A 26,075-nucleotide genomic window follows, 5' to 3' on the forward strand; every position below is an offset into this window, starting at 1 on the left:
GGAAACAGATGCCGGAATGTGGTATAGGGGGCAGGTGTTTGGCCTAGATCGGGATGTACTCCACAGCGGTGCCTGCGGGCCATTCTGGTGCGTTTGGCGGCACAACCAAAAGTGCGTTTGCGTCTGACAGGATGGAGAGTAGGGAACTGTCCTGATTGTCAAAAAGTGAGAGTTTTCCGTGCTCTACGCGGGCGCGCATGTAGTGCTCACGCGGGCCGTTTTTGGGCATGGGCGCTGCAAGTGTGGCCGGAAGGCGCGGTGTGGGAGCTTCGCCAAGACCCAACATGGTGCGGATCACTGGCAGCACAAAGACGTGGCCGCAAACCATGGCGGACACAGGGTTGCCGGGCAGGCCGATCATCATCGCACCATTGGCCAATGTGCCCGCCATCAAGGGTTTTCCGGGGCGTATGGCAATTTTGTAGAAGCTGCGTTCCATGCCGAGATCCTGCGCCACATCGCCAACCAGATCATGGTCACCCACAGAGGCGCCACCAATGGTGATCAGCAGATCGGCGTCATCGACAAGATCAAAGGCCGCTTCTAGGGAGGCGCGGGTGTCGCGGGCGATGGGCAACAGGCGGGCTTCGCAACCAGCGTCACGCAGCATGGCCTGCAGGCCAAAGCTGTTGGAGGCAATGATCTGATCGGGGCCGGGTGTTTCGCCGGGCATGACCAACTCGTCGCCGGTGGACAGGATCGCCACTTTGGGGCGGCGAGTGACCGGCACCTCGGCGATGTTCATGGAGGCCATCAAGGCCACATCGGACGGGCGCAGAACGCGTGGGGCTGCAATGGATTGACCGACTTTGAAGTCGCCGCCCAAGGGTCTGATATGAAAGCCTTTGTCGAGGTTGTCTAACAGTGTGATTTCGTCGCTGTCGCGGCGCACATCTTCCTGAATGATCACACGGTCTGCGCCTTCTGGCACCGGGGCGCCGGTGAAGATGCGCACGGCCTGACCTGCGGACACAGTGCCGTCAAAGGCATGTCCAGCAGCGGCTTCGCCGATCACATCATAAGATTTTCCGGGTTCAGCGCCTTCGGCAACAATCGCGTAGCCGTCCATGGCGGAGGCGGAAAACGGAGGTTGATCGCGGTTTGCATTGACCGGCTCTGCCAACGTGCGCCCATTGGCTTGCGCCAGCGGGATGGTTTCCACCGGCAGCTGTTTGGTGAGGGCGAAGAGATGCGTGAGCGCGTCAGCAACCGAGATCATTTTACTTCGTAACGCCCTGATTTACCGCCGTCTTTGAGGATCACGCGGATGCCACCAATTTCCATAGCTTTGTCGACCGCTTTGGACATGTCGTAGACCGTCAGGGCGGCCACATTTACAGCCGTCAAAGCTTCCATTTCCACGCCAGTTTGGCCGGTGGTTTTCACTGTCGCCTCGATGCGCACACCAGGCAGGTTGGCGTCCGGTGTCAGCTCCACGGTAACTTTGGTTATCGGCAGCGGGTGGCACAGCGGGATCAGGTCGGCGCATTTCTTGGCCCCCATGATGCCAGCAAGGCGCGCCACGCCGAGCACGTCGCCCTTTTTGGCGCGGCCTTCGTTGATGATGTCAAAGGTGGCAGGTGCCATTTTGACCCAGCCTTCGGCGGTGGCGACGCGGGAAGTGACTGCCTTTTCAGAGACATCCACCATATGGGCGTCGCCCTTGGTGTCAAAATGGGTCAGGCCAGAGGCGTGGGTGTCGCTCATTACATGCCTCCCATGGCATTCAGCGGGTTGGCGAGCAGTGTGCGGGTGGCGGTGGCCACATCGTCCTGACGCATCAGGCTTTCGCCAATCAGGAAAGTACGGGCGCCGTAGCGGGCCATGTCGGCCAGTTCCGCGGGCGTATTCAGGCCGCTTTCGCAGACAATCAGGCGGTCCTCCGGCACCAGCTTGGACAGGGTGCGGGTGGTGTCGAGCGTGGTCTCAAAGGTTTTGAGATTGCGGTTGTTGATGCCCATGAGCGGGGATTTGAGTTGGCTGGCGCGTTCCAGCTCCTCGCGGTCATGCACCTCAAGCAGCACGTCCATGTTCCAGCTGAAAGCGGCTTCTTCGAGTTCTTGCGCTTGCGCGTCACTGACGGAGGCGAGGATGATCAGGATGCAGTCGGCACCCAGCGCGCGGGCTTCGGCCACCTGATAGGTGTCATACATGAAGTCCTTGCGCAGTGCGGGCAGGCCGGTTGCGTTGCGGGCTTCGGTCAAGAAGGACTTTTGGCCCTGAAAGCTGGGCGTGTCTGTCAATACGGACAGGCAAGTTGCGCCGCCTTCTTCATAGGCTTTGGCCAGTTCTGGTGGGTTGAAGTCTTCGCGGATGAGGCCTTTGGACGGCGAGGCTTTTTTGACCTCGGCGATCAGGCCGTAGCCTTCGCGGGCGGCTTTGTGCAGCGCGTCGGAAAAGCCGCGGGTTGGGCTGGCTTCGCGCGCCTCGGCTTCAACCGCCTCCAGAGGTTTGGCAGCCTTGTCAGCGGCCACTTCTTCCAGCTTGTAAGCTTTGATTTTGTCCAGAACGGTTTCGGTCATGCGTCAGTCCAGTTTATCGGTGTGTCGCCTTGGTCGGCGAGCCAATTGTTGATGGTTGAAAACGGGCGGGAGCCGAAAAATCCGCGTCGGGCGGAGAGCGGCGATGGGTGCGCCGTTTCAATCATCAGATGTTGGCCGCCATCTTTAGGCGATGTGATGTGAGGTGCAAGGGCTTGGGCCTGTTTTCCCCACAGAACAAAAGCCGTAGGGCGGCGGGCAGAGATGTCGGCCAGCACCTGATGGGCCAGAGTTTGCCAGCCAAGCGCTTTGTGGCCGTTGGCGTCGCCTGCGGGGACGGAGAGCACGGTGTTGAGCAAGAGCACGCCTTGTTTGGCCCAGAAGTGCAGGTCGCCGTTTGGTGGGGTTGCGCCAAGATCATCCTGCAGCTCTTTGTAAATGTTACTCAAAGAGCGAGGCAACGGGGCCACGTCTGGCTCCACGGAGAACGACAGCCCATGGGCGTGACCGGGCGTTGGGTATGGGTCTTGGCCCAGAATGACAACGCGCACGTCCTTTGGTGCTACGGCCTCAAGCGCGGCAAAGCGTTGCGCTGCGGGAGGTAGGATCTCCCGCGGGTCGCTTTGGATTTTTGCCTCGATGTCTGGCCAGCGGTCCGTGAAGAACGGCAGATGCGCCCAGTGGCTGGGCGGGGTGGCTGTGTTCATGCTGCCGAGGTGACTTTGGCCAACGCGGCCACTTTGCCTTTGGCGGCACCGGAGTCGATGCTTTCACGGGCCTTTTCCACACCTTCGCGCAGGTCACTGGCCGAATCTGCCACCACCAACGCGGCAGCGGTATTGAGCAGGACGGCATCGCGATAGGCGCTTTGCGCTCCATCCAGCAGCGCGCGGAAAGCGTTGGCGTTGTCTTCTGGCGAGCCGCCGACGATGTCCTCAAACGGATGCACAGGCAGACCTGCGTCTTCTGGATGTAGCTCCACGTCTTTGACTGTGCCGTCGCTTTCCAAGGCAGACACCCAACTCACGCCGGTGATGGTCAACTCATCGGTGCCGTCTGAGCCATGCACCAACCACGCGCGTTCGCTGCCCAATTGACCCAGGGTTTCGGCCATCGGGCGGATCAGGTCACGGGTGAAGGCGCCGGTCAGTTGACGTTTGACGCCCGCTGGGTTGGTGAGCGGCCCGAGAATGTTGAAGATGGTGCGCGTGCCAAGTTCGGCGCGCGTCGGCATCACATGGGCAATCGCCGGGTGGTGCATGGGCGCCATCATGAAGGCGATGCCGCAGGTTTCTAGCGCTTTTTCAACCACGTCCGGCCCAACCATGACGTTGATGCCCATCTGGGTTTGCACGTCTGCTGTACCGGATTTGGAGCTGAGGTTGCGGTTGCCGTGTTTGGCAACGGCGACGCCCGCGCCTGCGGTGACAAAGGCGGTGGCGGTGGAGATGTTGAGCGTGTGCTTGCCGTCTCCGCCGGTGCCGACGATGTCAATGGCACCCTCTGGTGCTTTCACCGCATGGCATTTGGAGCGCATGACAGCGGCGGCGGCAGCGTATTCATCGACGGTTTCACCACGGGTGCGCAGGGCCATCAACAGGCCGCCCATTTGGCTCGGCGTGGCTTCACCTTCAAACAGAAGTGTAAAAGCGTCTTCAGCTTCGGCACGCGTCAAAGGGCGATCAGCCGCGGCGCCGATCAGGAATTTAATGTCGGCAGTCATGCGGCGGCGTCCTCTTTGGCGGGCATCATGTCCAGAAAGTTCTTGAGCAGGGCGTGGCCGTGCTCAGAGGCAATGGATTCCGGGTGGAATTGTACGCCGTGGATGGGCAGCTCTTTGTGTTGCAGCCCCATGATGGTGCCATCGTCAAGTTCAGCGGTGATGTCCAGACAGTCCGGCAGTGTTGCGCGATCCACCACAAGGGAGTGATAGCGCGTCGCTTCAAACGGGCTTGGCAGTCCGGCAAAGAGGCCTTTGCCAGTGTGTTTCATGGTGCCCATTTTGCCGTGCACAATCTCGTGACAGCGTACAACGTCACCGCCGAAGTGTTGACCGATGGTTTGGTGTCCCAAGCACACGCCCATCAACGGCGTGCGGGTTTCGGCTGCGGCGGCTGTCAAAGCCAGACAGATGCCGGCCTGAGACGGGTCACAGGGACCGGGGGACAGAAGAATGCCCGACGGGTTCATGCCCATCGCGTCCTGAACGGTCAACGCGTCGTTTCGCCAGACCTGCACATCGGCGCCCATTTCGCCCAGATAGTGCACAAGGTTGTAGGTGAAACTGTCGTAGTTATCGATCAGAAGCAGCATTTTGTCGGTTCTTTCCCTAAAGATGCAAAAGGGGTGGAGGCAGAGGGCCTGCTCGCGGTATACATGTTCAGGCTTGGCGCAGAGGGTCAAGAGGGGCAGGTGCAGGTCGCCCCATAAAATGGACGTAAAAGAGAGGCAGGCAGTCATGTTTCGCGGATTAATGTCGGGTGTGTTTTGGGGCGCGATCCTGGTGGGGGGCGTTTTGTCAGCGACGTCGCTGTTGTCGCCGTTGCCTGCAACGGTGAAGCCGCAGACCAAAACGGATGCGCCAAAAGCCACGGATGAGGGTGTCGCGGAAAGCGGCGCGGTGGAGACCGAGTCGCAGGCGGACGCTGCAGTAGAAGAGGCCGAAGCCGCTGTGACACCGGCAGCGGACAGCAGTGATGCGCCACCAGTTGGCAGCACCGATTCAGCTCCAAAGCCTGAAACAGGGACCGAAACAGCGGCATTGGCGGTGCCGGATGCGTCGGCAACTGACGGTGCGGTGGCGGTGAATGTAGAGACACCGGTTCTGCCAAACCCGCAGGCGGAGACACCAGCCGCGCCGGTGCCGGATTCGGAGTTGTCGATTTCTACAAATCCACCGCAGCCTGAAGCCCCTGTTGTGGCGGAAAATGAAGCCTTCCCAACACCTTCTGAGAGCGACACAACTGCAGAGGCCGCTGTTGAAGAGAGCCTTGTGACCGAGGCGGCGCCGATTGAGGATGCGGAAGATATCACTCCGAATGCTGAGTCCGCGGAAGAAGACATGGTTGAGGAAGCCGCGGCTGCAGAGAGTTTGCTGAAACCTGCCACAGATCTGAATGAATCCTTTGAGCAGCGCACCTCAACGCGTCTGCCAACTGTGGGTGCAGATGAGGAAGACACCAGCGAAACGCAGCTGACGCGGCCGGTTGAAGTGAACGCAGAACAGTTTGAAAATGCGGAAGAAAAACCAGTTATGGCGATTGTTCTTGTGGACACGGGGGAGGTGGTCTTTGATATGGATGCGCTGGAGAGCTTCCCTTATCCATTGAGTATTGCCGTGAACACGCTGGACCCAAATGTGGCTTCAAAGACAGCGGATTACCGCGCGCGTGGCTTTGAGGTTCTGGCCATGGTGGACATGCCAACAGACGCCACCGCCAGCGATGTTGAGCAGGCTTTGCAGGCGCATTTGTCGGTGTCTGATGCCTTTGTTGGTGTCATGGAAGGGCTGGACGATGGGTTGCAGGGCAGCAAGGTGATCAGTGATCAAGTGACACAGGCGTTGCTGGACAGTGGTCATGGTTTGTTGATGTTTGCCAAAGGGTTAAACACCGCACAGAAACTGGCTGCCAAAGATGGTGTGCCCTCTGCAACCGTGTTCCGCGACTTTGATGACAAAGGCCAAACGGCGGTTGTGATGCGCCGGTTTCTGGATGGGGCTGCTTTTAAAGCTGGGCAGGAACAGGATGTTGTAATGGTCGGGCGGTTGCGAGATGAGGCGATCTCAGCACTGCTGCTGTGGGCGCTTCAGGATCGCGCAGGAACTGTGGCCATGGCGCCGGTTTCCGCGACGTTTGAAACTATCAACTAGTTGGCCGTTGTGTCCTGCGCAAAGCAGAACCGGCGCTCATAGCGCCGGTTCAAAGTTCTAGAAGCTTTTCTGAATGCTATCGTCCAACGCGTTGTTCAATAACAGTAGACAACTCCACAGGACACGATTTTATGAGTTTACCTGTTGGATAAAGTGTAGTGTGAGGAAATGTTATTAGAGTCGAATAATCGGCCGTTTGATTGTAAACGTACATCCATTTGAGATCCCAATAATCTCCATCGTTTGGTCCACTCACAATGTCGATTTGATTTATTGGGCCAACGTTATGCGCTCCTTGCACTGTGAATTTGTCAATTGCGCCGGCCTTGAAATCGTCAACTCCGGGGTTGTTCAACGCAATCTTGTGGCCATTGGCATTCATAATGATTTCAACGGTCCTATTCAGCCCGTTTTTTCCAGTTTGTGTGACAATGTCATAAGTTCCTACCGCCATAGTACTTCCAATCAAAAAGAGAAAATTTGCTTTAGTCTGTAGAAAGTAAGCCAGACTGGACCTAAAAGCAGATTAGGAGCAACCGTTTTGATGTTCCATAGATCGGTGTTTTGAGAGAAGAATGCTCCCAGAACTGTACTCAGTATCGCATTGGATTGCGTCGCTGTAGTTCTAGTGTCAGCATGTCCGGCCAGCCGATGAATTTCTCAATCAAGACCAGCACAACACAGGCGACCACCACGCCGAGCACCAGCTTGACCCGCGCCTCTGACGGAGGGTTGCGGGCCCATTTGCTCATGCGCAGGAGGTGGCGGAAGTTCATTACAAAGGCCTGTGTTGGCTGACTTTGGTTTAAGCTAGGAAAGCCAGTTTGTAATGGCAAGAGCGGTGGGGTCGCTGCTCCCGACCCGGTGGGTCTCCCCCGAGGTATTGGGCGAAGGAGGCAGCGTTAATAGTGTCGCTTAAGCAGCACGTGGCGGCTTAGTTGCCTTCGACAAAGCGCACCTTGCCGATGAAGGGCAGGTTGCGGTTGCGTTGGGCGTAGTCGATGCCGTAGCCCACAACAAATTCATCGGGGATGGAAAAGCCAATCCAGTCGGCGGCAATCTCGGCTTCGCGGCGGGACGGTTTGTCCAGCAGCGCGATGGTTTTGATCTTGGCCGGGTTGCGGGCTTTCAGCAGGTGCAGCACATGGGTCAAGGTGTGGCCGGTGTCGACAATGTCTTCCACAACCAACACGTCGCGCCCTTCAATTTCGCCGCGCAAGTCTTTGAAAATGCGCACTTCACGGCTGCTTTCCATGGCGTTGCCGTAAGAGGATGCCTCAAGGAAGTCGACCTCAACCGGCAGGTCGAGCTCGCGCACCAAATCGGCAATGAACACAAAGGAGCCACGCAGCAGTCCAACCACAATCAGCTTATCCGTGCCGTCATATTCTGCCTGAATTTCGCTGGAGAGGTCTTCGATCCGCGCCGCAATGGACTTGGCCGAGATCATTTGATCGATGACATATGGACGCTCTGACATGAGACCCTCTTGATTTTCTCTAGCTTGCGCCGCTATGTGCGCCACCAGAACTGTGCATAGCGAGGTCGCCGTGCGCTGTCACGCCAAAATGAGACGACATGCCGACGCATTCTGAGACCCGCACGCTGCCATATACCGCCCAACAGATGTATGATCTGGTGGCGGATGTGGCGTCTTATCCGAAGTTTTTGCCATGGTGCGCCGCAGCGCGCATTCGCTCGGTTACACCGGTGCAAACCGATATCGGCACTGGCGATGAGATGCTGGCGGATCTGGTGATTTCGTTCAAAGTGTTTCGCGAGCGGTTTGGCAGCCGGGTTGTGCTGTATCCTGAGGTGAAACACATCGATACAGAGTATCTGGATGGGCCGTTCAAATATATGAAATCCACCTGGGATTTTGCCGATGTGGACGGTGGCGTGGAAGTGAAGTTCTTTGTGGACTTTGAGTTCAAGAACATCCTTTTGCAAAAGGCCATTGGCTTGGTGTTCAACGAGGCGATGCACCGGATTGTGGCGGCGTTTGAAACACGTGCAAAGGCGCTCTACGGCTAGCCTCTTTGGGGGCGGCGGGAAGAGCGCAACAAGTTGCGAAATGTGGGGCAGTCGAACTGGTTCTCATGCGGACAGTCGGCGATGTGTCGCAGCAGGCTGACCAACTCGATGAGTTCCTGTATTTGGCGGTCCACTACATCTGCTTTTTGAACAAAAGTGTCGCGGTCGATTTTGATGACCGAGGGCGTTGGCATCATCGCGGACACGTCTTTGAGTGAGAATTGTGCGGCCTGTGCGAGCGCAATGAAGGAGAGGCGCTCCAGCACGTCTGGATCATACTGCCGGCGCAGCCCGTGTTTTCCGGTGGAGCGGATCAAGCCAAGTTCTTCATAGTAGCGTAGGGTGGAGGGGGGCAGGCCAGCGGCGTCGGCCACGTCGCGAATGTCCAAGGTTTTTTGCGTTCATGGGCTTGACCTAAAGTGAGCTTGAAGTTGTATCACCACTAGGCAACAGCTGAGCAGGAGGCGTCAATGGAAGAAGCATTTTGGCAAGACAGGTGGCAAAACCAGAAAATTGGGTTTCACGAATCGGCGCCAAATGCGCGCTTGATTGCGCATTTCCAAGCGCTGGCTGTGCCCAAAGGGGCCGCTGTGTTTGTGCCGCTGTGTGGTAAGTCGCTGGATATTGATTGGCTTCTGGCACAGGGGCATCCGGTGATCGGGATCGAGTTCCATGAAGCGGCTGTGCAGGAGGTTTTTGAGAGGCTGGGGCGCGGTGCGGAGGTCACGCAAATCGGGGATCTGCGCCGGTACGTGGCGGGAGACCTCACCTTGTTCTGTGGGGACTTCTTTGCCTTGACGGCAGCGCAGGTGCCAGAGGTTGCGGCGGTGTTTGATCGGGCGGCTTTGGTGGCCATCGCGCCGGAGCGGCGTCAGGCCTACGTTGATCATGTAAAGCACCTTTGCCCACAGGTGCCGACCTTGCTTGTGAGTTTTGATTACGACCAAAGCCAGATGCAGGGGCCGCCGTTTTCGGTGCCTGCGGATATGGTGGATCAGTTTTACGGGGATGATGTGACGCGCAAATTGCTGCAGAGCGACCCGATCACCAGTCCTCCCAAAATTTGCGGGTTGGGAACGGAAAACGTATATTTGCTGGCGCCAGTGAAATAAAAAAGGGGCGGCCACGTTTGGCCGCCCAGTTCCGGAGTGATGAGGTAAAACCTTAAGAGGCGATGTCGTAGGCGCGTTCGCCGTGTACTGCGAGGTCGAGGCCGTTGACTTCGGTTTCTTCATCTACGCGCAGCGGGGTGATCAGGCTGACCAGCTTCACCAGCACGTAGGTTACAACGATCGTGAAAATACCGACGATGGCCAGCGCACCCAGCTGAGCGGTCCATGTGCCTTGGCCAAAGGCTGCGATCATGATGGTGCCGAAGATGCCGCCAACACCGTGAACCGCAAACACATCCAATGTGTCGTCAATCTTGGCTTTGTTGCGCACCAGGTTCACCGCTTCCTGACACAGGATGCCAGCGATGGCGCCGATCACCAGAGCTTCAACCGGGCCAACAAAACCGGAGGCAGGCGTGATCGAGGCGAGGCCAGCGATGGTGCCGGTGACGAGGCCCACAAGCGAGGCTTTGCCGTATTTAATGCGCTCCCACAGGGCCCATGTCAGGGAGGCTGTGGCGGCGGAGATATGTGTCACGGTGAGGGCCATGGCGGCACCACCGTCTGCGGCGAGCTGAGAGCCACCGTTGAAGCCAAACCAGCCGACCCACAACATGGCAGCACCAATCATCACCATCCAAGGCGCGTGAGGTGGTGTGGTGCGATGGCGGCGGGCGCCCAGCATCACGGCAATCACCAGCGCGGCGAGGCCAGCGGTTTCGTGCACAACAATGCCGCCGGCAAAGTCGCGCACGCCGATCTCGCCAAAGATGCCGCCGTCAGCCATCATGCCGCCACCCCAGATCCAGTGCACAACTGGCGCGTAGCAGAGCAGCATCCAGAGGCCGGAGAACAGAAGCACAAAGCCAAAGCCGATGCGCTCTACATAGGCGCCGACGATCAGTGCGGGGGTGATGATCGCAAAGGTCATCTGGAAGGCAAAGAACAGAACCTCGGGTAGGGTGCCGGACAGGCTGTCTATGGTGACGCCGGAGAGGAACATTTTGCCCAAGCCGCCCCAAACAGAGATGGCGCCGCCGTCATTGCCAAAGGCGATGGAGTAGCCGAAGACGAGCCAGAGAACGCTCATCAAGCAGGCAATGGCATAGGTTTGCATAAAGACGCTGAGCACGTTGCGGGCGCGCACGAGGCCCCCATAAAACAACGCCAGACCCGGCAATGTCATGAACAGGACCAGGGCTGTTGCCACGATGATCCATGCGGTGTCCGCTGCGTTCATATTTCTATCCTCTTTGTCCCATGAGTGGTGGTTTTTCCGTCAAAGAGCGGAAAACCTGCACAGAACAAAGGCTCACGTGGTCTCAAAGCGCCTTAAATCAGGGCGTTTTGTGAGGTGCGTAAAAAATAGGCTAAAAACGCGGGGCACCGCCTAAAAGGGCGTCACTTTGCGCAGGTGGCCGTAAAAAGCAGCGCCAAAGCGTGATTCCGCGCCGCTTCGCGCACATTTTCGCGGCCCAACGCGCCAAATTCGACGGTTTCTGTGGTGCAGCCGGTTTGCGTGGCGATGCCAAAACAGACACGGCCCTCGGGTTTGAACTCCGACCCACCCGGACCAGCGATGCCGGTTATGGAGACGGTTAATTGGGCGTCAGAGTTGACCAGTGCACCCAGCGCCATTTCCCGCGCGACTTCTTCGCTCACGGCGCCCATGGCGGCCAATGTGGCCTCGCGCACGCCCAGCATCTCGGTCTTGGCAAGGTTGGTGTAGGTCACAAATCCGCGTTCAAAGACGTCCGAACTACCAGCAACGTCGGTCAGGGCGGCGGCAACCATGCCCGAGGTGCAGCTTTCCGCCGTCGCAACGCGCAGGTTGGCGTCGCGACAGGCTTGTAACAGTTGGGCAACGTCCACCATCAGATCAGCACGATGTGATAGAGCACAGCGGCGGCCAGGGTGGCGAGGCCCGCAAACAGACCGGCCCAGATGTCATCCAGCATGACGCCAATAGGATCATGGCGTTGATCGGCTTTGCCCACCAGCCAGGGCTTCTTGATGTCAAACAGACGGAAGAACAGGAAGGCCGCGATCGGGCCGGGCCAGACCATCGACATGTCGCGCATGGCAAAGGCCACAGCTGGAAACAGCAGGGCAATCCACATACCGGCGACTTCGTCGATCACAATTTCGGACGGGTCTTCGGTGGGGCGGTCTGCCAAATCCTGAATACAGGCCCACATGCCAATAACGATGGCGAGCGCGGTGAGGAGGGCCAGCAACCAGACACCAACAAAATGCGCAGCGGCCCAGCCGATGATTAGGGCGGCCAAGGAGCCCCATGTGCCGGGGGCGACGGGCAGACGGCCGACGCCAAAGAATGTTGTGATCATACGGATCATGGTTTCACCAATGTTGCCGTTGCAATGGCGGCAATCCCTTCTTCGCGGCCTGTGAAGCCGAGTTTTTCACTTGTGGTGGCTTTGATGGAAACGCGGTCTGACATGAGCCCCATGATCTCGCCCATACGGACCATCATGGCACTTGCGTGCGGGCCAACTTTGGGGCGTTCGCAGATCAGCGTGCAATCGACGTTGGAAATCGTGAAGCCTTTAGAGGTGGCAAGATCAACGGCGTGTTTGAGAAACACGGCGCTGTCCATGTCTTTCCATTCTGCTTCAGATGGTGGGAAATGGCGGCCAATGTCACCTTCGGCCATGGCGCCGTAGATGGCATCGGTGACAGCATGCATGCCGACGTCGGCGTCGGAATGGCCTTTGAGGGCTTTGCTGTGCGGGATTTTTACGCCGCAGAGGATGACGTGGTCGCCGTCTTCAAAGGCGTGCACGTCGTAGCCGTTGCCAAGTCTGATATCCATGGGGGCCCTTCGGTGGTTTTGCAGGTGCTGTTCCAGACGGGCAAAATCGTCCGGTGTGGTGATCTTAAGGTTGCGCTCATTGCCTGCCACGATGGCTACGTCAAGCCCTGCGGCGCGGGCGAGCTCTACATCGTCGGCTGCATTGCCCGGATGGGCACGGTGGGCGGCAAGAATGGCGTCAAAGGCAAAGCCTTGCGGGGTTTGGGCGCGAAATAATCCGTCACGGTTCTGGGTGCCGGTAACTACGCCGTTTTCACCGCGCCACAAGGCGTCGGTGACGGGCAGGGCCGGGGCGGCGCCGTTTGCACCGGTTTGAAGGGCATCCAAAATAGCGTCGATGGTTGCAGCATCGATGCCCGCACGGGCCACATCGTGGATCAGAACGTGGCTGAACCCTTGAGCGTCTAGGGCGTTTAAACCGGCCAGAACGGAGGCGTCGCGGGTGTCGCCGCCGGTGACCGTTGGAATGGACAGATTGTTGGTGTGGGTGGTGTCGTCTGGGTGCACCACGGCCAACACATGATCAACGCGCGGGTGCGTAACAAAGGCGGCAATGGCATGATCTGCCACGCGCTGGCCGGCCAAAGGGCGCCACTGTTTGGGCAGGCCTGCGCCGGCGCGGGTTCCTCGGCCAGCTGCAACAATCACGGCGGCGGTCTTGAATGCGGAATTTGTCATGGGCTCTGTGTAGAACTTGCGTGTCGAAGTGGCAATTGACCCTTGAAGTATGCCTAAATTTTGTGCATGCGCAAAAATCTGCTACATTAATGACCAATTTTTTTGGCGGTTTGATTGAATTTGACCAAAAGGACAGATACGCCGAAAGCAACGCACAAGGATATCACACGTGACCATTCAAGTCGCAGATCTCACTCTGACACCCCCTGTTTTTCTAGCGCCGCTGGCCGGAATCACCGACCGTCCATTCCGGGATTTGGTTGGCAGTTTTGGTGCGGGCCTAGTGGTGAGTGAAATGGTGGCAAGCCAGGAAATGGTGCAGGCTAAGCCCGGTGTGCGCGAGCGCGCGGAGCTGGGATTTGGCGAGGCGACCACGTCTGTGCAGCTTGCTGGCCGCGAGGCGCATTGGATGGCGGAAGCGGCGCGGCAAGTTGAGGCCAATGGGGCAACGCTGATTGATATCAACATGGGTTGTCCGGCGAAAAAGGTGACCAGCGCCAGCGGGGCCGGCGCCAGTGGATCGGCGCTGATGAAGAACCTGGACCATGCGTTGACGTTGATCGAGGCGGTTGTAGGCGCGGTGGACATTCCGGTAACGCTTAAGACGCGGCTGGGGTGGGATGACAATATGTTAAATGCGCCGGAGCTGGCGCAGCGGGCGGAAAATGCCGGTGTGCAGATGCTGACCATTCACGGCCGCACGCGTTGTCAGTTTTACAAAGGTGCTGCGGATTGGGACGCCATCAAAGGCGTGAAAGACGTTGTGTCGATTCCGGTGATCGCCAATGGTGACATTCTCGATGTGGCGACGGCCAAGGCGGCGCTGGCGGCCTCTGGCGCGGATGGCGTCATGGTGGGGCGTGGCGCACAAGGCAAGCCTTGGTTGCTTGCGCAGATGGCGGCGGAGCTTTTTGGTGGAGATGCGCCGGAGACCCCAAGCGGGCAGGCTTTGGGTGACATAGTGCAGGGTCATTATGAGGCGATGTTGTCGTTTTATGGCGTGGATCTGGGGCTGCGCGTCGCCCGCAAGCATCTGGGGTGGTACATGGATCATGTCGGCACCGAAGCCGCATTGCGCCGCCGCGTTCAGACCAGCCGCGATACCGAGGAAGTGAGCGCGTTGTTGGTTGAGGCTTTGCAGTCGCCTGACCCCACACCAAGAAAGGGAGAAGCGGCATGAGTGCGGAGACACCATTTTGGAACAGTCTGCCGGTGCCCGCTTTGGTGGTGGACAAAGCGGATGTGATCTTACGCATCAATCCGGCGGCTGAGACGTTCCTGAATGCCTCGGCAAAGTCGATGGTTGGACAGCCAATCTGGGACAAGGTGATGATTGATGCGCCTTTGGAAGACGCCTTTCATCGGGCGCGGGAACATGGCACGCCGCTGTTTGTGAATGATGCGGATGTGGGCACCGGAGACGGGCCGCCGGTGCAATGTAACCTGCAGATTGCGCCGCTGGCGGATGCGGCGGATGAAATGTTGTTTCTGATTTCCAGCCGGGAACTTGCTGGGCGGATGACACGCAGCCATTCGGTGAAATCTTCGGCCAAATCGGCAATTGGCATGGCGGAAATGCTGGCGCATGAGATCAAGAATCCGCTGGCAGGCATCACAGGTGCAGCACAGCTTTTGTCGATGAACCTCAGCCCTGAGGATCTGGAGCTGACGGACCTGATTGTGGAAGAAAGTCGCCGGATTGTGAAACTGCTGGAGCAGGTGGAGCAGTTTGGCAACCTGTCGCTGCCGCAGCGCAAACCGGTGAACATTCACGATGTGTTGGATCGCGCGCGGCGTTCGGCCTTGGTGAGCTATGGCGCGCATATGCAGATTATCGAGGATTACGACCCGTCGTTGCCGCCCGCAGAAGGGGACGCGGACCAGCTGCTGCAAGTGGTACTGAATCTGTTGAAGAATGCCAGTGAAGCAGCTGATAAATCAGGAACAATACGCATTCGAACCTATTACGAGCACAGCTTCCGTTTGCGCCGGGCAGATGGCACAGGACAACCGTTGCCGTTGCAAATTGAGATCATTGATGACGGGCCTGGCCTGCCGGATGACCTCAAGGGCGACGTGTTTGATCCGTTTGTATCCGGTCGGGAAAATGGAACCGGCCTGGGGCTCGCTCTGGTCAGCAAAATCATTTCCGATCATGGCGGCATGATCACAGTGGACTCTGTGCCAGGGCGCACAGTGTTCAAACTCTCGCTTCCGCGGGCAAGCAAAGAAACTCTGAAAGCATATGAGGAGAGCCAGTAATGGATGGCACGGTTCTGGTTGCAGATGATGATCGCACGATCCGAACGGTTTTGACGCAGGCTCTCACGCGGGCAGGGTGCAAGGTGCATGCCACCTCCTCGCTGACCACGCTGATGCGTTGGGTTGGGGAAGGCAAAGGGGATGTTGTCATCACTGATGTGATGATGCCTGATGGCAATGGATTGGAGATGTTGCCGAAGATTTCCGAGGATCGTCCGGGGCTGCCGGTGATTGTGATCTCGGCGCAGAACACCATCATGACGGCGATACAGGCGGCGGAAGCGGAGGCGTATGACTACCTGCCTAAGCCGTTTGATTTGCCAGATTTGATGAAGCGAACTGGCAAGGCGTTGGAGCAAAAACGGCGTGCGCCTGCGGCGCCAGTGGCGGATGAGGAGCGGCCAGACGAACTGCCGCTGGTGGGCCGTACGGCGGCGATGCAGGCCTTGTACCGCTTGGTGGCGCGGGTGATGAATACCGATTTACCAGTGTTGATCTCTGGCGAAAGTGGCACAGGTAAGTCACTGATTGCAAAAGAAATTCACGACTTTTCGGATCGCAGGAACTTGCCTTTTGTAGTGGTCAACGCCGCCGACCTCAGTGACTTGGAAGGCCCTGCAAAAGTTTTGGCCAAGGCCAAAGGTGGCACCATTCTGGTGGATGAAATTGGCGACATCGAGGATGAGGTTCAGGCCCGCATTGTGCGCATGATGGACACGCCCGGGGAGCACAGCCCCCGGTTTATGGCCACCAGTCAGGTGAATTTGAACGCGGCGATGGACAGCGGCAACGTCCGTCAGGATCTGTATTATCGTTTGAACGGCGCGGCGATTCATGTGCCAGCATTGCGCGAGCGGGTTGATGATATCCCGCTTTTGGTCGAGCACTTCCTGAACCGCGCAGAACGGGATGGCGCGCCGATGCGCGTGTTCTCGGAAGAGGCGATGGAGCTGTTTCGGGCCTATAGCTGGCCCGGAAACGTGCGACAGTTGGAAAACGCCGTGCGGCGGTTGGTCTTGACGGCGCAGGCAGAGGAAGTCTCCCGCGGTGAAGCCGAGCTGATGCTGGGGGCGCAACCTCAGGCTGGTCCGCTTTTGGGGGGCGATGATAGTGAAAAATTGTCCGCCTCCGTGGCGCGACATCTGCGCCGGTATTTTGATCTGCATGGCAATATGCTGCCACCGGCCGGGCTCTATGCGCGGATTCTACGTGAGATTGAGCTTCCCCTGATAGAAATTGCGCTGGATGCAACCGGTGGAAATCAGGCGAAATGTGCAGATTTGCTGGGGATCAACCGGAATACGCTTCGTAAAAAAATCACTGATTTGGATATTCACGTGACACGCCGCCGCAAATTGATGTAAAAAGGCCACATAAGCGTGGCGCGCGGGTCGCACTCTGAGAAAAAGAGTCGGGACTTAGAACGCGGCACTGAATATGGCGGTGGGCCGCGAAAGCGGTACCAAATCAGTTGAGGAAGTCGGGTGTCTAGCCGGACAGCAACCAATCATTGGGCGCGTTTTCAGCGCTTGCGCAGGCAAAGGCGTGTCCAGAATGCCGCAACTTTGGGGTTGGTGGTGCTTGGACCTGTGCTGGCGCTAGCGACCTTCTTAGTGCTCGGACCGTTTGATTTGGGCGCCTCGTCCAACGGCCTGCGTTCGATTCTCTTGGCTGACTTGGTCTACGTGCTTGTGGTGGCGACGCTGGTGCTGCAAAACGTGATGCGTGCGGTCGCCTCGCGCCGGGCCAAGTCTGTGGGGTCGCGGTTGCACCTGCGCCTGACTGCTGCGTTTGCGCTTTTGGCTTTGGTGCCGGCTGTGACGGTGGCGGTGTTTGCCGGATTGACGCTGAACATTGGCCTTGAAGGTTGGTTCAGCGAACGTGTGCGCCAAGTGGTGGGCAATTCGTTGTCCGCGGCGCAGGCGTATGAAGCAGAGCACATCCAGGGCTTGGAAGAAGACGCTGGCCTCCTTGCGGACTTCTTGAACGAGAACAAGCGTCGCAGTTTCGGCCTGGATGCGGGCGAAGTGCGGGTGTTGCTGGCCTCTGGTCAGGTGCAAATTCAGCGTGGCTTGAAAGAAGCCTTTGTGATCGACAGCGCCGGAGAGATTCAGGCGCGCGGCGAGCGCTCCTACCTGTTTGATTATGAGAAACCTTCTGAGGCGGACATGCAGGTGGCGATCGATGATGGCTCGGTGATTATTCGCGATCTTGATAACAACGAGATGCGCTCATTGGTGCGGCTGGATGCGTTTCTGGATCGGTTCCTTTACATCAGCCGTGAGGTTGACGCGGAGATTTTCCAGCTTCTGGATGACACTCAGGCCAGCGCCCGCTTGTACTCCCAACTTGAAAGTGAGCGCGGTCAGCGGCTGTTTGAATTTGCAATGATCTATCTTGGTTTTGCGCTGATCCTTGTGTTGGCGGCGATCTGGATGGGGATGTGGTTTGCCGAGCGGCTGTCACGCCCTGTTGGGCGCCTGACCGGGGCGGCGCAGCGGGTTGGTGCCGGTGATCTGGATGTGCGTGTGGTGGAAGAAGATGGCGATGATGAAATCGCCATGTTGAGCCGCTACTTCAACCAAATGACGCGGCAGTTGAAAGCCCAGCGAGAGACGTTGCTGGACAACACGCGTCAGATTGATCGTCGTCGGCGCATGTTTGACTCGGTGTTGAGTTCGGTCACATCCGGTGTTGTTGGTTTGGACAGCGATGGCAAAGTTGCATTTGTAAATCGGTCAGCGCAGCGGTTGCTGGAATGGGATGAAGACCGACAGGAGATGCCGCTTTCCTTGGCGGTGCCCGAATTTGGGCCGTTGTTTGAGGGTCTGAAATCCAGCGGTAAAGAAGTGGCGCAGGAAGAGGTGAAGGTCAGCCGGTCGGGACGGTTGGAGAACCTGTTGGTGCGCATGGCGACGCGGCGGCGCGATGATGGATCGCTGGAAGGCTATGTAGTGGCGTTTGATGATGTGACCGACCTTGTGACGGCGCAGCGCATGGCGGCCTGGGGCGATGTGGCGCGTCGGATTGCACATGAGATCAAGAACCCGCTGACGCCGATTCAGCTGAGCGCGGAGCGCATTCGGCGCAAATTTGCCAGCAAGGTGGGTGAAGAGAGCGATCAGCTTGAGCAGATGACCGAGGTCATTGTACGGCAAACAAATGACCTGCGCCGAATTGTCGATGAGTTCTCCAAATTTGCCCGGATGCCGGAGCCAGTTCGGAAGTCGGTTGAGGTGGTGGAACTGGTATCGGGAGCTGTGTTGTTGCAAGAATCTGGTCAGCCGGATGTGCGGTTTCAGCGCGACATATGTGCCGGGCCGCTGGCGGCGGACTTGGATGCGACAATGATCTCACAAGCGTTGACAAACCTCATCAAGAACGCCGGAGAAGCCACTGAATCATTGCAAGAAAAAGGCGCGCCTGATGGGTATGTCCCGGAGGTGCATGTGAGCTTGATCCAGGAGTCGGGTGAGGCGGTTGTACGCATTGCGGACAATGGCATTGGTCTGCCGGAGGATCGTGCGCGATTGTTTGAGCCTTATGTCACCACGCGTGACAAGGGCACGGGTCTTGGTCTCCCGATTGTAAAAAAGATCATCGAAGAACACGGCGGGCAGCTTGCGCTGCTGGATGCGCCCGTGTTTGACAACAATTCCCACGCAGGAGCGATGGCCGAAATTCGGTTGCCGCTGTCTCAGCAGGCTGCAGCTGCCGTGGACCCCAAAGAGAGCGAGCGAGTATTATGAGTGACATTCTGATCGTAGATGACGAACGCGATATCCGGGAGTTGGTTTCCGATATTTTGAAGGACGAAGGCTACACCACACGCCTCGCTGGGAACTCTGATGATGCGATGGCTGAGGTCACCAGTGCACAACCGGCGCTTATGATCCTCGATATCTGGCTCAAAGACAGCAATATGGATGGCATCGACATCCTGAAAGCTGTGAAAAACGATTATCCCGAAGTGCCGGTGGTGATCATTTCTGGGCATGGAAACATTGAGATTGCGGTCGCTGCGATCAAACAAGGTGCTTATGATTTCATCGAGAAGCCGTTCAACATTGACCAGCTTTTGGTGGTGATCAAACGGGCGATGGAAACCAGCCGCTTGCGCCGCGAAAACACTGAGTTGAAGCGACAGGACAGCAAGCCTGCGGAGTTAGTTGGAGAAAGTGCAGCCTTCCGGGGTATGATTTCTCAATTGGACAAGGTGACCCGTTCCAATGGACGGGTGATGTTGACTGGTCCGGCCGGCGTTGGGAAGGACGTGGCGGCGCGCTACATTCACGCCAATTCCAACAGGGCTGGAGCGCCGTTTGTGACGGTGTCCTGCGCGGGAATGGATCCGGATCGGGTGGAAGAAATCTTGTTCGGTCGTGAAAGCGCGGAACGGGGCGTTGAGACCGGTCTGTTGGAACAGGCCAATGGCGGTGTGATTTATTTTGATGAAGTGGCGGATATGCCTTTGGCGGCGCAAAGTAAAATTCTGCGCGTTTTGGTGGATCAGCAGTTCACACGTGTCGGTGGAGCCAAAAAGGTGCGGGTTGATCTGCGGGTGATTTCCTCGACGAACCGCAACCTGAAGCAAGCGATTGATGCAGGTGTGTTTCGTGAGGAACTGTACCACCGTCTAAACGTCGTGCCGATCGCGGTGCCATCTTTGGAAGAGCGGCGCGAAGATATTCCTGAGTTGGCAGCCTATTTCCTTGCACAATTGCATGACGGTCAAGGCCTGCCACTGCGCGAGTTGAGTGCGGATGCCGCGGCACTGATGCAAACTATGGTGTGGCCCGGCAACGTGCGGCAGTTGAAGAACCTGATTGAGCGAGTCTTGATTTTGGGTGACGGGCAGGGGCCGATTGAATGTCGCGAGCTGCCTGGCGAGACCGATGCCCCTGCCGAAGAGGGTCGTGTGGTGCTGTCTGGTGCATTGGCAACCTTGCCTTTGCGTGAGGCGCGTGAGGCGTTTGAGCGGGAATATTTGCTGACGCAAATCAATCGGTTTGGTGGCAATATCAGCCGCACCGCCAGTTTTGTCGGTATGGAGCGTAGTGCGTTGCACCGCAAGCTGAAGTCGCTGGGCGTTGTGACCTCCAACAAAGCAGGAACACGGGTGGCGCATGTCACAGCTGAGGAAGAAGAAGAGGCGCGTGAAGTCGGGTAACCCTGGCTTTTCAAACCTTTAGAGTGGCTTGCTTAAGTCGATGATCACACGACCGTTGTCCGTTCGCAGGCCGCAGATGTCGGGGCTGAGATATGGGGCAACGGTGATGGGCGCGTAAGAGCGACCGGCAATCTGTTCGTCTTTACAATAAGGAATGGTCACGCGGGCATAACCGCGTTCTTCCATACAATTGCGGGCAGCGGTGTAGCGTGGCCCTTCGTTGATGTCGTAGCTTTCAGGACGCTGGCCAATCACCCTGCCGTCGGCTGCGTAAATCGGCCACCAATCGGTGACGATTCGCGGCGGGTATCTGTCGGCCGCAAGCCGGTTACATTGCGCCTGATCCACGTTGCGCTCGGTTTTGGTTTTGCCTGGTTGATACATGGTGGAGAACTCTGTGCAGCCAGAAATGGCCAGTAACAGACATCCGATGAGCAAAGGGTGTTTCATGACATGTTTCCTTGGCAAGACCGGGTCACACCGGTTTGTTGAGATCCACTAGGGCGACGCCGCCGCTTTGTGCCCGGATGGCGCAGAGATTTGGGGCTGGTTTCGGCGCCCCTTTGACCGGTGTAAACTGTCGACCAGCCAGTTGCTCTTCGGTACACACCGGATGGGTCACGGCGGTATAGCCCTTCAAAGACATACAGTCGCGACGGTGTTCGGCGCGCATGCCAGCGTTTACATCGCGGGTCTGGATGTGGTTGCCGCCATAGTACCCCGGGTATCCGCCCCAGTATCCGCCAACGTAGCCGCCATACCCGCCGTGGTAGCCGCCGTAGACAGTTGTGGTGAATGTTGCGGAGGGAAAGAGGCGGTTGGCCTCAACAGAACAGGCCGTATCATCATATGACGCGGTTTCGCGGGTGACGCCGGATTTGGCAAAGCCAGAGTAGGAGGTTGGGCTACATGCCGTAAGAGATATGCCTAAAATGGCAAAAAGGGCCGCTGTCCGCATGAGACTCACCTTTAACGCAAATGCTTGAAACTTAAGCCAATCAAAGCCCGTCTGGCTTCTGGGGTCAATGGTAACAATTGACCTGCCTTCCCCCTTCTGGCATGGCTGAGAGCCGAAACCCAAGAGGGAAGCACATGAAGGTCATTATCTGTGGGGCCGGTCAGGTTGGGTGGCAGATTGCCCGCCATTTGTCCGGAGAAAACAATGACGTTACCGTTGTTGACAACAACCCCGAGCTGGTGCGGCGCGCCACGGATACGTTGGATGTTCAAGGCATTGCAGGATTTGCAAGCTATCCGGATGTGTTGGATCGCGCAGGCGCGCGGGACGCAGATATGGTGATTGCCGCGACCTATTCTGATGAGGTCAATATGGTGACCTGCCAAGTGGCGCATTCGGTTTTTTCGGTGCCGCGCAAGATTGCCCGTTTGCGCAGCCAGTCTTATTTGGATGTGCTGTATTCTGACCTGTATCGACGAGATCACATGCCAATTGACGTGGTGATTTCGCCAGAACGCGAAGTGGCGGATGCGGCGCTGAAGCGTTTGGCGACGCCCAAGGCCTTTGATGCGGAGACGTTCCTAGGTGGCAAAGTTCAAATGCTGGGCCTGACATTGGACGAGGATTGTCCGGTGGTGAACACGCCTCTGCGCCAGCTGACCGATCTGTTTTCGACATTGAGCGCGGTGGTGGTTGGGGTGCGGCGCAAGGGATCACTGATCGCGCCGGAGCCGGGGGATCAGCTTTTTGTCGGGGATGACATTTATGTCTTCACACTTGCTGAAGACGTCAACCGGACCATGGAAGTGTTTGGCAAGCAGCAGAAAAAACAGGACCGCGCGGTGATTGTGGGCGGCGGGAACGTTGGGTTGATGGTGGCACAACGGCTTGAAGCCAGCGCCTCACGGGTGCGCACAAAGATCATCGAACGGGATCGGAAGGTGGCTGAACGCGCGGCCGAAGCGCTGGAACGGACCATTGTTTTAAACGGCGACGGTATGGATGTGGCGCTTTTGGCAGAAGCCGGCGTGGACCGGGCGGACGCAGTGCTGGCTGTGACCGATGATGACAAGACCAACATGTTGGCCTCTGTACGGTCGAAGTCCGCAGGGTGTCCATTGGCGATCTCTTTGATCAACGATCCAACTTTGGCGCCGCTGATGACGCCGTTGGAGATTGATGCGTTTATCAACCCGCGCGCCACAACGGTGAGTTCGATCCTACGTCACATTCGACATGGACGGGTGAAAGACGTTTATTCTGTGGGTGACACAGAAGCGGAGATCATCGAGGCCGAGGTGCTGTCGACATCGCCGATTGCAGGCCAAATGGTGCGCGACATTGATTTTCCTGAGGGTGTGTTGATCGGGGCCATTTTAAAAGGGACTGAGGTGGTGAAACCCAAAGGCGGGACGCGCATCGATGAAGGCGATGTGATAGTGCTGTTTTCCCTGACCGCAGACGTGCCCGAAGTGGAGCGGTTACTGCAAGTTTCCATCGACTTTTTCTAAGCCATGAAGCTGAGCCTGTCACAAATTCCCCTGCTTGTGCAGATGGTGCTGTTTTCCGGCTTTATGATGTTTGTGCCGGCGGCGCTGGCCTCCCATCAGGACCAGCATTTTGTCGCGCGTATGTTCTTTTACGGTGGCATTCTGGTGCTCTTTACCTGCGTGCTGATTGCGATCGCAATCCAGGGCACGACGCGCCAAGCACGGACGTCTGACAATCTTAAAGCGTTGTTTTTTGCCATCACGCTGTTGCCAGCGGTGTTGGCGTGGCCAATGTATGAAGCGCTCGATGTGGTGCCTTTTCTGGACGTGTATTTTGAGATGGTCAGCAGTCTGACCACCACAGGCATGACCATTTATGAGCCTGCAAGCATGCTGGTGGATCCGCTGCATTTGTGGCGTGGCATGGTGGGCTGGCTTGGCGGGTTGCTGATGTGGTTGGCGGCGGCGGCGGTGTTTGCCCCGCTTAGCCTGGGTGGATTTGAAGTGACCGCCGTTGGAGAGCCGGGCCAGGCGAGCGCAAGCCTAGGCCATATGCAACGTGCCCACCCAATGAAACGCTGGAGCAAGGCCGCACAGGCGTTGGTACCGATTTATGGCGGGCTGACCTTTGCTTTGGCCGTGATGTTGATTGTGCTTGGCGACAGTCCGTTTGTGGCAACCATGCATGCGATGGCGACCATGTCGACCAGCGGAATTTCCGCTGTTGGGGGCGTTGGATCCAGTGTTAGCGGTGTGCCAGGAGAGATGGTGATTTTCCTGTTTCTCTTGTTTGCCCTGTCACGCGGCACGTTCAGTTCGGACACCGGTGCCGTGCGCCGAAATAACCTTTGGGAAGATCCGGAGCTGCGGTTAGGGTTCTTGATTGTTGCGGTTGTGCCCACGGCGCTGTTCATGCGCCATTGGGTGGGCGCGTTTGAAGACAACGCGTTACAAGACCCGACGGCGGCGCTGAAGGCAGCGTGGGGCGGGGTGTTCACGGTGATGAGTTTCCTGACCACCACTGGTTTTCAGAGCGGCGAATGGGAAGTGGCGCGCGAATGGAGCGGGCTGTCTGCACCGGGCCTGATTCTCATGGCGTTGGCGATGGTAGGTGGCGGCGTGGCCACCACTGCCGGTGGTGTAAAGCTTTTGCGGGTCTATGCGCTTTACGTGCAGGGGCTTGGGGAAATGGAGCGGCTGGTGCATCCAAATGTGGTGCTGGGTCGCCGTCGCACAGGCGCACGTCAGATCCGTCGCAAAGGGGCGGTGATTGCCTGGGTGTTTTTCATGCTGTTTGCGCTGTCGATTGCGGCGGTGACAATTGCGTTGGCCCTGCTGGGGAATGATTTTCAAGAGGCGGCCATCTTGGCCATTTCGGCGCTGACCACGGCGGGTCCGCTGACCCAAATTGCCGGTGAGTTCCCAATTGCGATTTCGTCGCTTGGGGTCGCGGAAAAGCTCATTTTATGTGCAGCTATGACCTTTGGACGACTGGAGGCACTGGCCATCATCGCATTGATATCGCCGGATTTGTGGCAGAAATGATGCGGTTTACGTAGGGCCGAACCAAAAACTTAACAATTTAGGCTGGTAAGTCACGAATCCACGTTCCATACTCCCTGCGCACGACTACCCGATGCATAAACAAGAACAAAGGCAAGCGCGACATGGCTTCGGATCGACAGAATCTCCAAGATGCATTTTTAAATCACGTCCGGAAAACCAAAGTTCCGGTGACTATTTTTCTGATCAATGGCGTAAAATTGCAGGGTGTGATCACCTGGTTTGACAATTTTTGTGTGTTGTTGCGCCGTGATGGTCAAAGCCAGTTGGTCTACAAACATGCGATCTCCACAATCATGCCGGCTCAGCCGATTTCTCTTTACGAGGGTGAAGACGCCTCTTGATGGAGCATGACACGCAGGTGACCCGCGCTTGGGTTCTGCATCCCGATATTTACGGCGCCGATGTTCGGCGTGAGGCCTCTTTCGCATTGGAAGAGGCCATTGCACTTGCGGACGCTTTGCCGGAACTGGAAGTGGTTGGCTCAAACGTGGTGCGCTTGCCGCGGGCGCAGCCGGGCACGCTTTTTGGATCCGGCAAAATTGAAGAGCTGAAGGCGCTGTTCAAAGCCAATGAGGTCGAGCTGGTCCTGATCGACGGGCCCGTGACACCGGTGCAGCAGCGCAACCTTGAGAAAGAGTGGAAGGTCAAACTTCTGGACCGGACCGGGTTGATCCTCGAGATCTTCTCCGATCGTGCTCGTACGCGCGAAGGTGTTCTGCAGGTCGAGATGGCGGCGCTGTCGTATCAGCGCACCCGACTGGTGCGGGCCTGGACCCACCTGGAACGTCAGCGAGGCGGTCTTGGGTTTGTCGGTGGTCCCGGTGAAACCCAGATTGAGGCTGACAGACGGGCCATTGATGACCATCTGGTGCGGCTGCGGCGGCAGTTGTCCAAAGTTGTGAAAACCCGTGAGCTGCACCGTAAGGCGCGGGCCAAGGTGCCGTTCCCAATTGTGGCGCTTGTGGGCTATACCAACGCTGGGAAATCCACACTTTTCAACCGCGTGACCGGTGCAGATGTGATGGCCAAAGATATGCTTTTTGCCACGCTGGACCCAACCATGCGGGCGGTGGAATTGCCCAACAACGGGCCAGAAGTGATCCTTTCTGACACGGTGGGATTCATCAGTGACTTGCCCACGCAGTTGGTGGCGGCGTTCCGCGCGACTTTGGAAGAAGTGCTGGCAGCGGATTTGGTTCTGCATGTGCGGGATATTGCGCACCCGGAAAGCCAGCATCAAGCCGAAGATGTGACCACCATTCTGGAAACTTTGGGCTTGAGTGAAGACACGCCGCAAATCGAAGTTTGGAACAAGATCGACCTGCTCAGCGCCGATGATCGCGACGCTGTGGTGGCCAAGGCGGACCGCGAGAATGCGATCTTTGCAGTGTCTGCGGTGAGTGGCCAAGGGCTAGACGAGATGTTTGCCGCCATTGCCCAGGCGCTGGCAGGCGACAAAACTCGTGAAGTCCTCAAGTTGTCATTTGCCGATGGCAAAGGCCGGGCCTGGCTGTTCAAAGAAGGTGTTGTCGAAGATGAGCAGCAAGCCGAAGACGGGTTTGAGCTCACCGTTCACTGGACACCAAAACAACGCGCCCAGTTCGAAAGCCTCTAAACTTTT

Annotated in this window: 27 protein-coding genes; 12 read left to right on the forward strand and 15 right to left on the reverse strand. The window is 57.6% G+C overall.

The genetic code is table 11. The annotated features are described in order from the left end of the window. Positions 1 to 43: 43 nt before the first annotated feature. From glp to JXR15_RS11030, 6 genes are read right to left on the reverse strand one after another with little or no spacing between them, the layout of a single operon-like run. A complete protein-coding gene (glp, locus tag JXR15_RS11005; RefSeq protein ID WP_422053272.1) occupies positions 44 to 1,219 on the reverse strand; it encodes a gephyrin-like molybdotransferase Glp in 1,176 nt (391 codons plus the stop codon). Further along, positions 1,216 to 1,707 (reverse strand): cyclic pyranopterin monophosphate synthase MoaC, encoded by a 492-nt coding sequence (gene moaC / locus JXR15_RS11010; RefSeq protein ID WP_422053273.1) that lies wholly within the window; start codon positions 1,705 to 1,707, stop codon positions 1,216 to 1,218. The genes glp and moaC overlap by 4 nt, the downstream gene beginning before the upstream one ends. After that, a complete protein-coding gene (gene trpC / locus JXR15_RS11015) occupies positions 1,707 to 2,522 on the reverse strand; it encodes an indole-3-glycerol phosphate synthase TrpC (protein WP_422053274.1) in 816 nt (271 codons plus the stop codon). Before trpC ends, moaC begins: the two co-directional genes overlap by 1 nt. Further along, a complete protein-coding gene (locus tag JXR15_RS11020; RefSeq protein ID WP_422053275.1) occupies positions 2,519 to 3,187 on the reverse strand; it encodes a uracil-DNA glycosylase in 669 nt (222 codons plus the stop codon). Before JXR15_RS11020 ends, trpC begins: the two co-directional genes overlap by 4 nt. Further along, entirely contained in the window at positions 3,184 to 4,203 is a 1,020-nt protein-coding gene (gene trpD, locus JXR15_RS11025) for an anthranilate phosphoribosyltransferase (RefSeq protein WP_422053276.1), read from the reverse strand. The genes JXR15_RS11020 and trpD overlap by 4 nt, the downstream gene beginning before the upstream one ends. Further along, positions 4,200 to 4,793, reverse strand: coding sequence for an anthranilate synthase component II (locus JXR15_RS11030; protein ID WP_422053277.1), 594 nt, complete (start codon positions 4,791 to 4,793; stop codon positions 4,200 to 4,202). The genes trpD and JXR15_RS11030 overlap by 4 nt, the downstream gene beginning before the upstream one ends. Before the next feature lie 145 nt (positions 4,794 to 4,938). Here JXR15_RS11030 and JXR15_RS11035 point away from each other — a divergent pair, with 145 nt between their 5' ends. Beyond that, positions 4,939 to 6,351: a divergent polysaccharide deacetylase family protein gene (locus JXR15_RS11035; RefSeq protein ID WP_422053278.1), complete on the forward strand. Its 1,413-nt coding sequence runs from the start codon at positions 4,939 to 4,941 to the stop codon at positions 6,349 to 6,351. 593 nt (positions 6,352 to 6,944) lie between these two features. On the opposite strand, the gene JXR15_RS11040 is transcribed toward JXR15_RS11035, so the two are convergent. Both JXR15_RS11040 and hpt read right to left on the reverse strand, forming a co-directional pair. Further along, a complete protein-coding gene (locus tag JXR15_RS11040) occupies positions 6,945 to 7,127 on the reverse strand; it encodes a hypothetical protein (protein ID WP_422053279.1) in 183 nt (60 codons plus the stop codon). A gap of 158 nt (positions 7,128 to 7,285) precedes the next feature. Then, positions 7,286 to 7,831 carry a hypoxanthine phosphoribosyltransferase gene (gene hpt / locus JXR15_RS11045; RefSeq protein WP_422053280.1) on the reverse strand — a complete coding sequence of 182 codons (546 nt, stop codon included), beginning with the start codon at positions 7,829 to 7,831 and terminating at the stop codon, positions 7,286 to 7,288. A gap of 98 nt (positions 7,832 to 7,929) precedes the next feature. Here hpt and JXR15_RS11050 point away from each other — a divergent pair, with 98 nt between their 5' ends. Continuing rightward, positions 7,930 to 8,385: a type II toxin-antitoxin system RatA family toxin gene (locus tag JXR15_RS11050; protein ID WP_422053281.1), complete on the forward strand. Its 456-nt coding sequence runs from the start codon at positions 7,930 to 7,932 to the stop codon at positions 8,383 to 8,385. Here JXR15_RS11050 and JXR15_RS11055 read toward each other — a convergent pair. Further along, positions 8,382 to 8,759 carry a MerR family transcriptional regulator gene (locus tag JXR15_RS11055; protein ID WP_422053282.1) on the reverse strand — a complete coding sequence of 126 codons (378 nt, stop codon included), beginning with the start codon at positions 8,757 to 8,759 and terminating at the stop codon, positions 8,382 to 8,384. The genes JXR15_RS11050 and JXR15_RS11055 overlap by 4 nt on opposite strands. Positions 8,760 to 8,855: 96 nt before the next feature. Here JXR15_RS11055 and tmpT point away from each other — a divergent pair, with 96 nt between their 5' ends. Then, positions 8,856 to 9,497: a thiopurine S-methyltransferase gene (gene tmpT / locus JXR15_RS11060; RefSeq protein ID WP_422053283.1), complete on the forward strand. Its 642-nt coding sequence runs from the start codon at positions 8,856 to 8,858 to the stop codon at positions 9,495 to 9,497. Between the two features lie 52 nt (positions 9,498 to 9,549). On the opposite strand, the gene JXR15_RS11065 is transcribed toward tmpT, so the two are convergent. From JXR15_RS11065 to JXR15_RS11080, 4 genes are all read right to left on the reverse strand, one after another. Beyond that, a complete protein-coding gene (locus JXR15_RS11065; RefSeq protein WP_422053284.1) occupies positions 9,550 to 10,737 on the reverse strand; it encodes an ammonium transporter in 1,188 nt (395 codons plus the stop codon). 161 nt (positions 10,738 to 10,898) lie between these two features. Further along, the gene (locus JXR15_RS11070) at positions 10,899 to 11,372 is read right to left on the reverse strand and encodes a CinA family protein (protein WP_422053285.1); all 474 of its coding nucleotides are present in this window, start codon (positions 11,370 to 11,372) and stop codon (positions 10,899 to 10,901) included. Further along, complete coding sequence (locus tag JXR15_RS11075; RefSeq protein ID WP_422053286.1) at positions 11,372 to 11,854, reverse strand: phosphatidylglycerophosphatase A; 483 nt, start codon at positions 11,852 to 11,854, stop codon at positions 11,372 to 11,374. Before JXR15_RS11075 ends, JXR15_RS11070 begins: the two co-directional genes overlap by 1 nt. Further along, positions 11,851 to 13,008 carry a bifunctional 2-C-methyl-D-erythritol 4-phosphate cytidylyltransferase/2-C-methyl-D-erythritol 2,4-cyclodiphosphate synthase gene (locus JXR15_RS11080; protein ID WP_422053287.1) on the reverse strand — a complete coding sequence of 386 codons (1,158 nt, stop codon included), beginning with the start codon at positions 13,006 to 13,008 and terminating at the stop codon, positions 11,851 to 11,853. Before JXR15_RS11080 ends, JXR15_RS11075 begins: the two co-directional genes overlap by 4 nt. A gap of 169 nt (positions 13,009 to 13,177) precedes the next feature. Here JXR15_RS11080 and dusB point away from each other — a divergent pair, with 169 nt between their 5' ends. From dusB to JXR15_RS11105, 5 genes are all read left to right on the forward strand, one after another. Further along, the gene (gene dusB / locus JXR15_RS11085) at positions 13,178 to 14,188 is read left to right on the forward strand and encodes a tRNA dihydrouridine synthase DusB (protein ID WP_422053288.1); all 1,011 of its coding nucleotides are present in this window, start codon (positions 13,178 to 13,180) and stop codon (positions 14,186 to 14,188) included. Then, complete coding sequence (locus JXR15_RS11090) at positions 14,185 to 15,270, forward strand: two-component system sensor histidine kinase NtrB (RefSeq protein WP_422053289.1); 1,086 nt, start codon at positions 14,185 to 14,187, stop codon at positions 15,268 to 15,270. The genes dusB and JXR15_RS11090 overlap by 4 nt, the downstream gene beginning before the upstream one ends. After that, positions 15,270 to 16,634 (forward strand): response regulator, encoded by a 1,365-nt coding sequence (locus JXR15_RS11095; RefSeq protein ID WP_422053290.1) that lies wholly within the window; start codon positions 15,270 to 15,272, stop codon positions 16,632 to 16,634. The genes JXR15_RS11090 and JXR15_RS11095 overlap by 1 nt, the downstream gene beginning before the upstream one ends. Before the next feature lie 120 nt (positions 16,635 to 16,754). Then, positions 16,755 to 19,019 (forward strand): ATP-binding protein, encoded by a 2,265-nt coding sequence (locus tag JXR15_RS11100; RefSeq protein WP_422053291.1) that lies wholly within the window; start codon positions 16,755 to 16,757, stop codon positions 19,017 to 19,019. Continuing rightward, entirely contained in the window at positions 19,016 to 20,440 is a 1,425-nt protein-coding gene (locus tag JXR15_RS11105) for a sigma-54-dependent transcriptional regulator (protein WP_422053292.1), read from the forward strand. The genes JXR15_RS11100 and JXR15_RS11105 overlap by 4 nt, the downstream gene beginning before the upstream one ends. A gap of 18 nt (positions 20,441 to 20,458) precedes the next feature. Here the strand turns inward: JXR15_RS11105 and JXR15_RS11110 are convergent, their stop codons facing one another. Together JXR15_RS11110 and JXR15_RS11115 are read right to left on the reverse strand one after the other, a co-directional pair. Then, the gene (locus JXR15_RS11110) at positions 20,459 to 20,890 is read right to left on the reverse strand and encodes a hypothetical protein (RefSeq protein WP_422053293.1); all 432 of its coding nucleotides are present in this window, start codon (positions 20,888 to 20,890) and stop codon (positions 20,459 to 20,461) included. A 25-nt stretch (positions 20,891 to 20,915) separates the two neighbouring features. Further along, complete coding sequence (locus tag JXR15_RS11115; RefSeq protein ID WP_422053294.1) at positions 20,916 to 21,398, reverse strand: hypothetical protein; 483 nt, start codon at positions 21,396 to 21,398, stop codon at positions 20,916 to 20,918. A gap of 134 nt (positions 21,399 to 21,532) precedes the next feature. Between JXR15_RS11115 and trkA the strand changes: the two genes are divergently transcribed. The 4 genes from trkA to hflX all read left to right on the forward strand — a co-directional run bounded on the left by trkA (position 21,533) and on the right by hflX (position 26,069). Then, positions 21,533 to 22,909, forward strand: coding sequence for a Trk system potassium transporter TrkA (trkA, locus tag JXR15_RS11120; protein ID WP_299420314.1), 1,377 nt, complete (start codon positions 21,533 to 21,535; stop codon positions 22,907 to 22,909). Positions 22,910 to 22,912: 3 nt separating this feature from the next. Next, the gene (locus JXR15_RS11125) at positions 22,913 to 24,433 is read left to right on the forward strand and encodes a TrkH family potassium uptake protein (protein ID WP_422053295.1); all 1,521 of its coding nucleotides are present in this window, start codon (positions 22,913 to 22,915) and stop codon (positions 24,431 to 24,433) included. Positions 24,434 to 24,555: 122 nt separating this feature from the next. Next, positions 24,556 to 24,795, forward strand: a complete 240-nt coding sequence (hfq, locus tag JXR15_RS11130) for an RNA chaperone Hfq (protein ID WP_008204623.1) — start codon at positions 24,556 to 24,558, stop codon at positions 24,793 to 24,795. Beyond that, on the forward strand, positions 24,795 to 26,069 hold the full coding sequence (gene hflX / locus JXR15_RS11135) for a GTPase HflX (RefSeq protein ID WP_422053296.1): 1,275 nt from the start codon (positions 24,795 to 24,797) through the stop codon (positions 26,067 to 26,069). Before hfq ends, hflX begins: the two co-directional genes overlap by 1 nt. The last annotated feature ends 6 nt before the right edge of the window (positions 26,070 to 26,075 follow it).

Origin of the sequence: Shimia sp. (assembly GCF_049116215.1) — a bacterium.
Classification (GTDB): domain Bacteria; phylum Pseudomonadota; class Alphaproteobacteria; order Rhodobacterales; family Rhodobacteraceae; genus Shimia.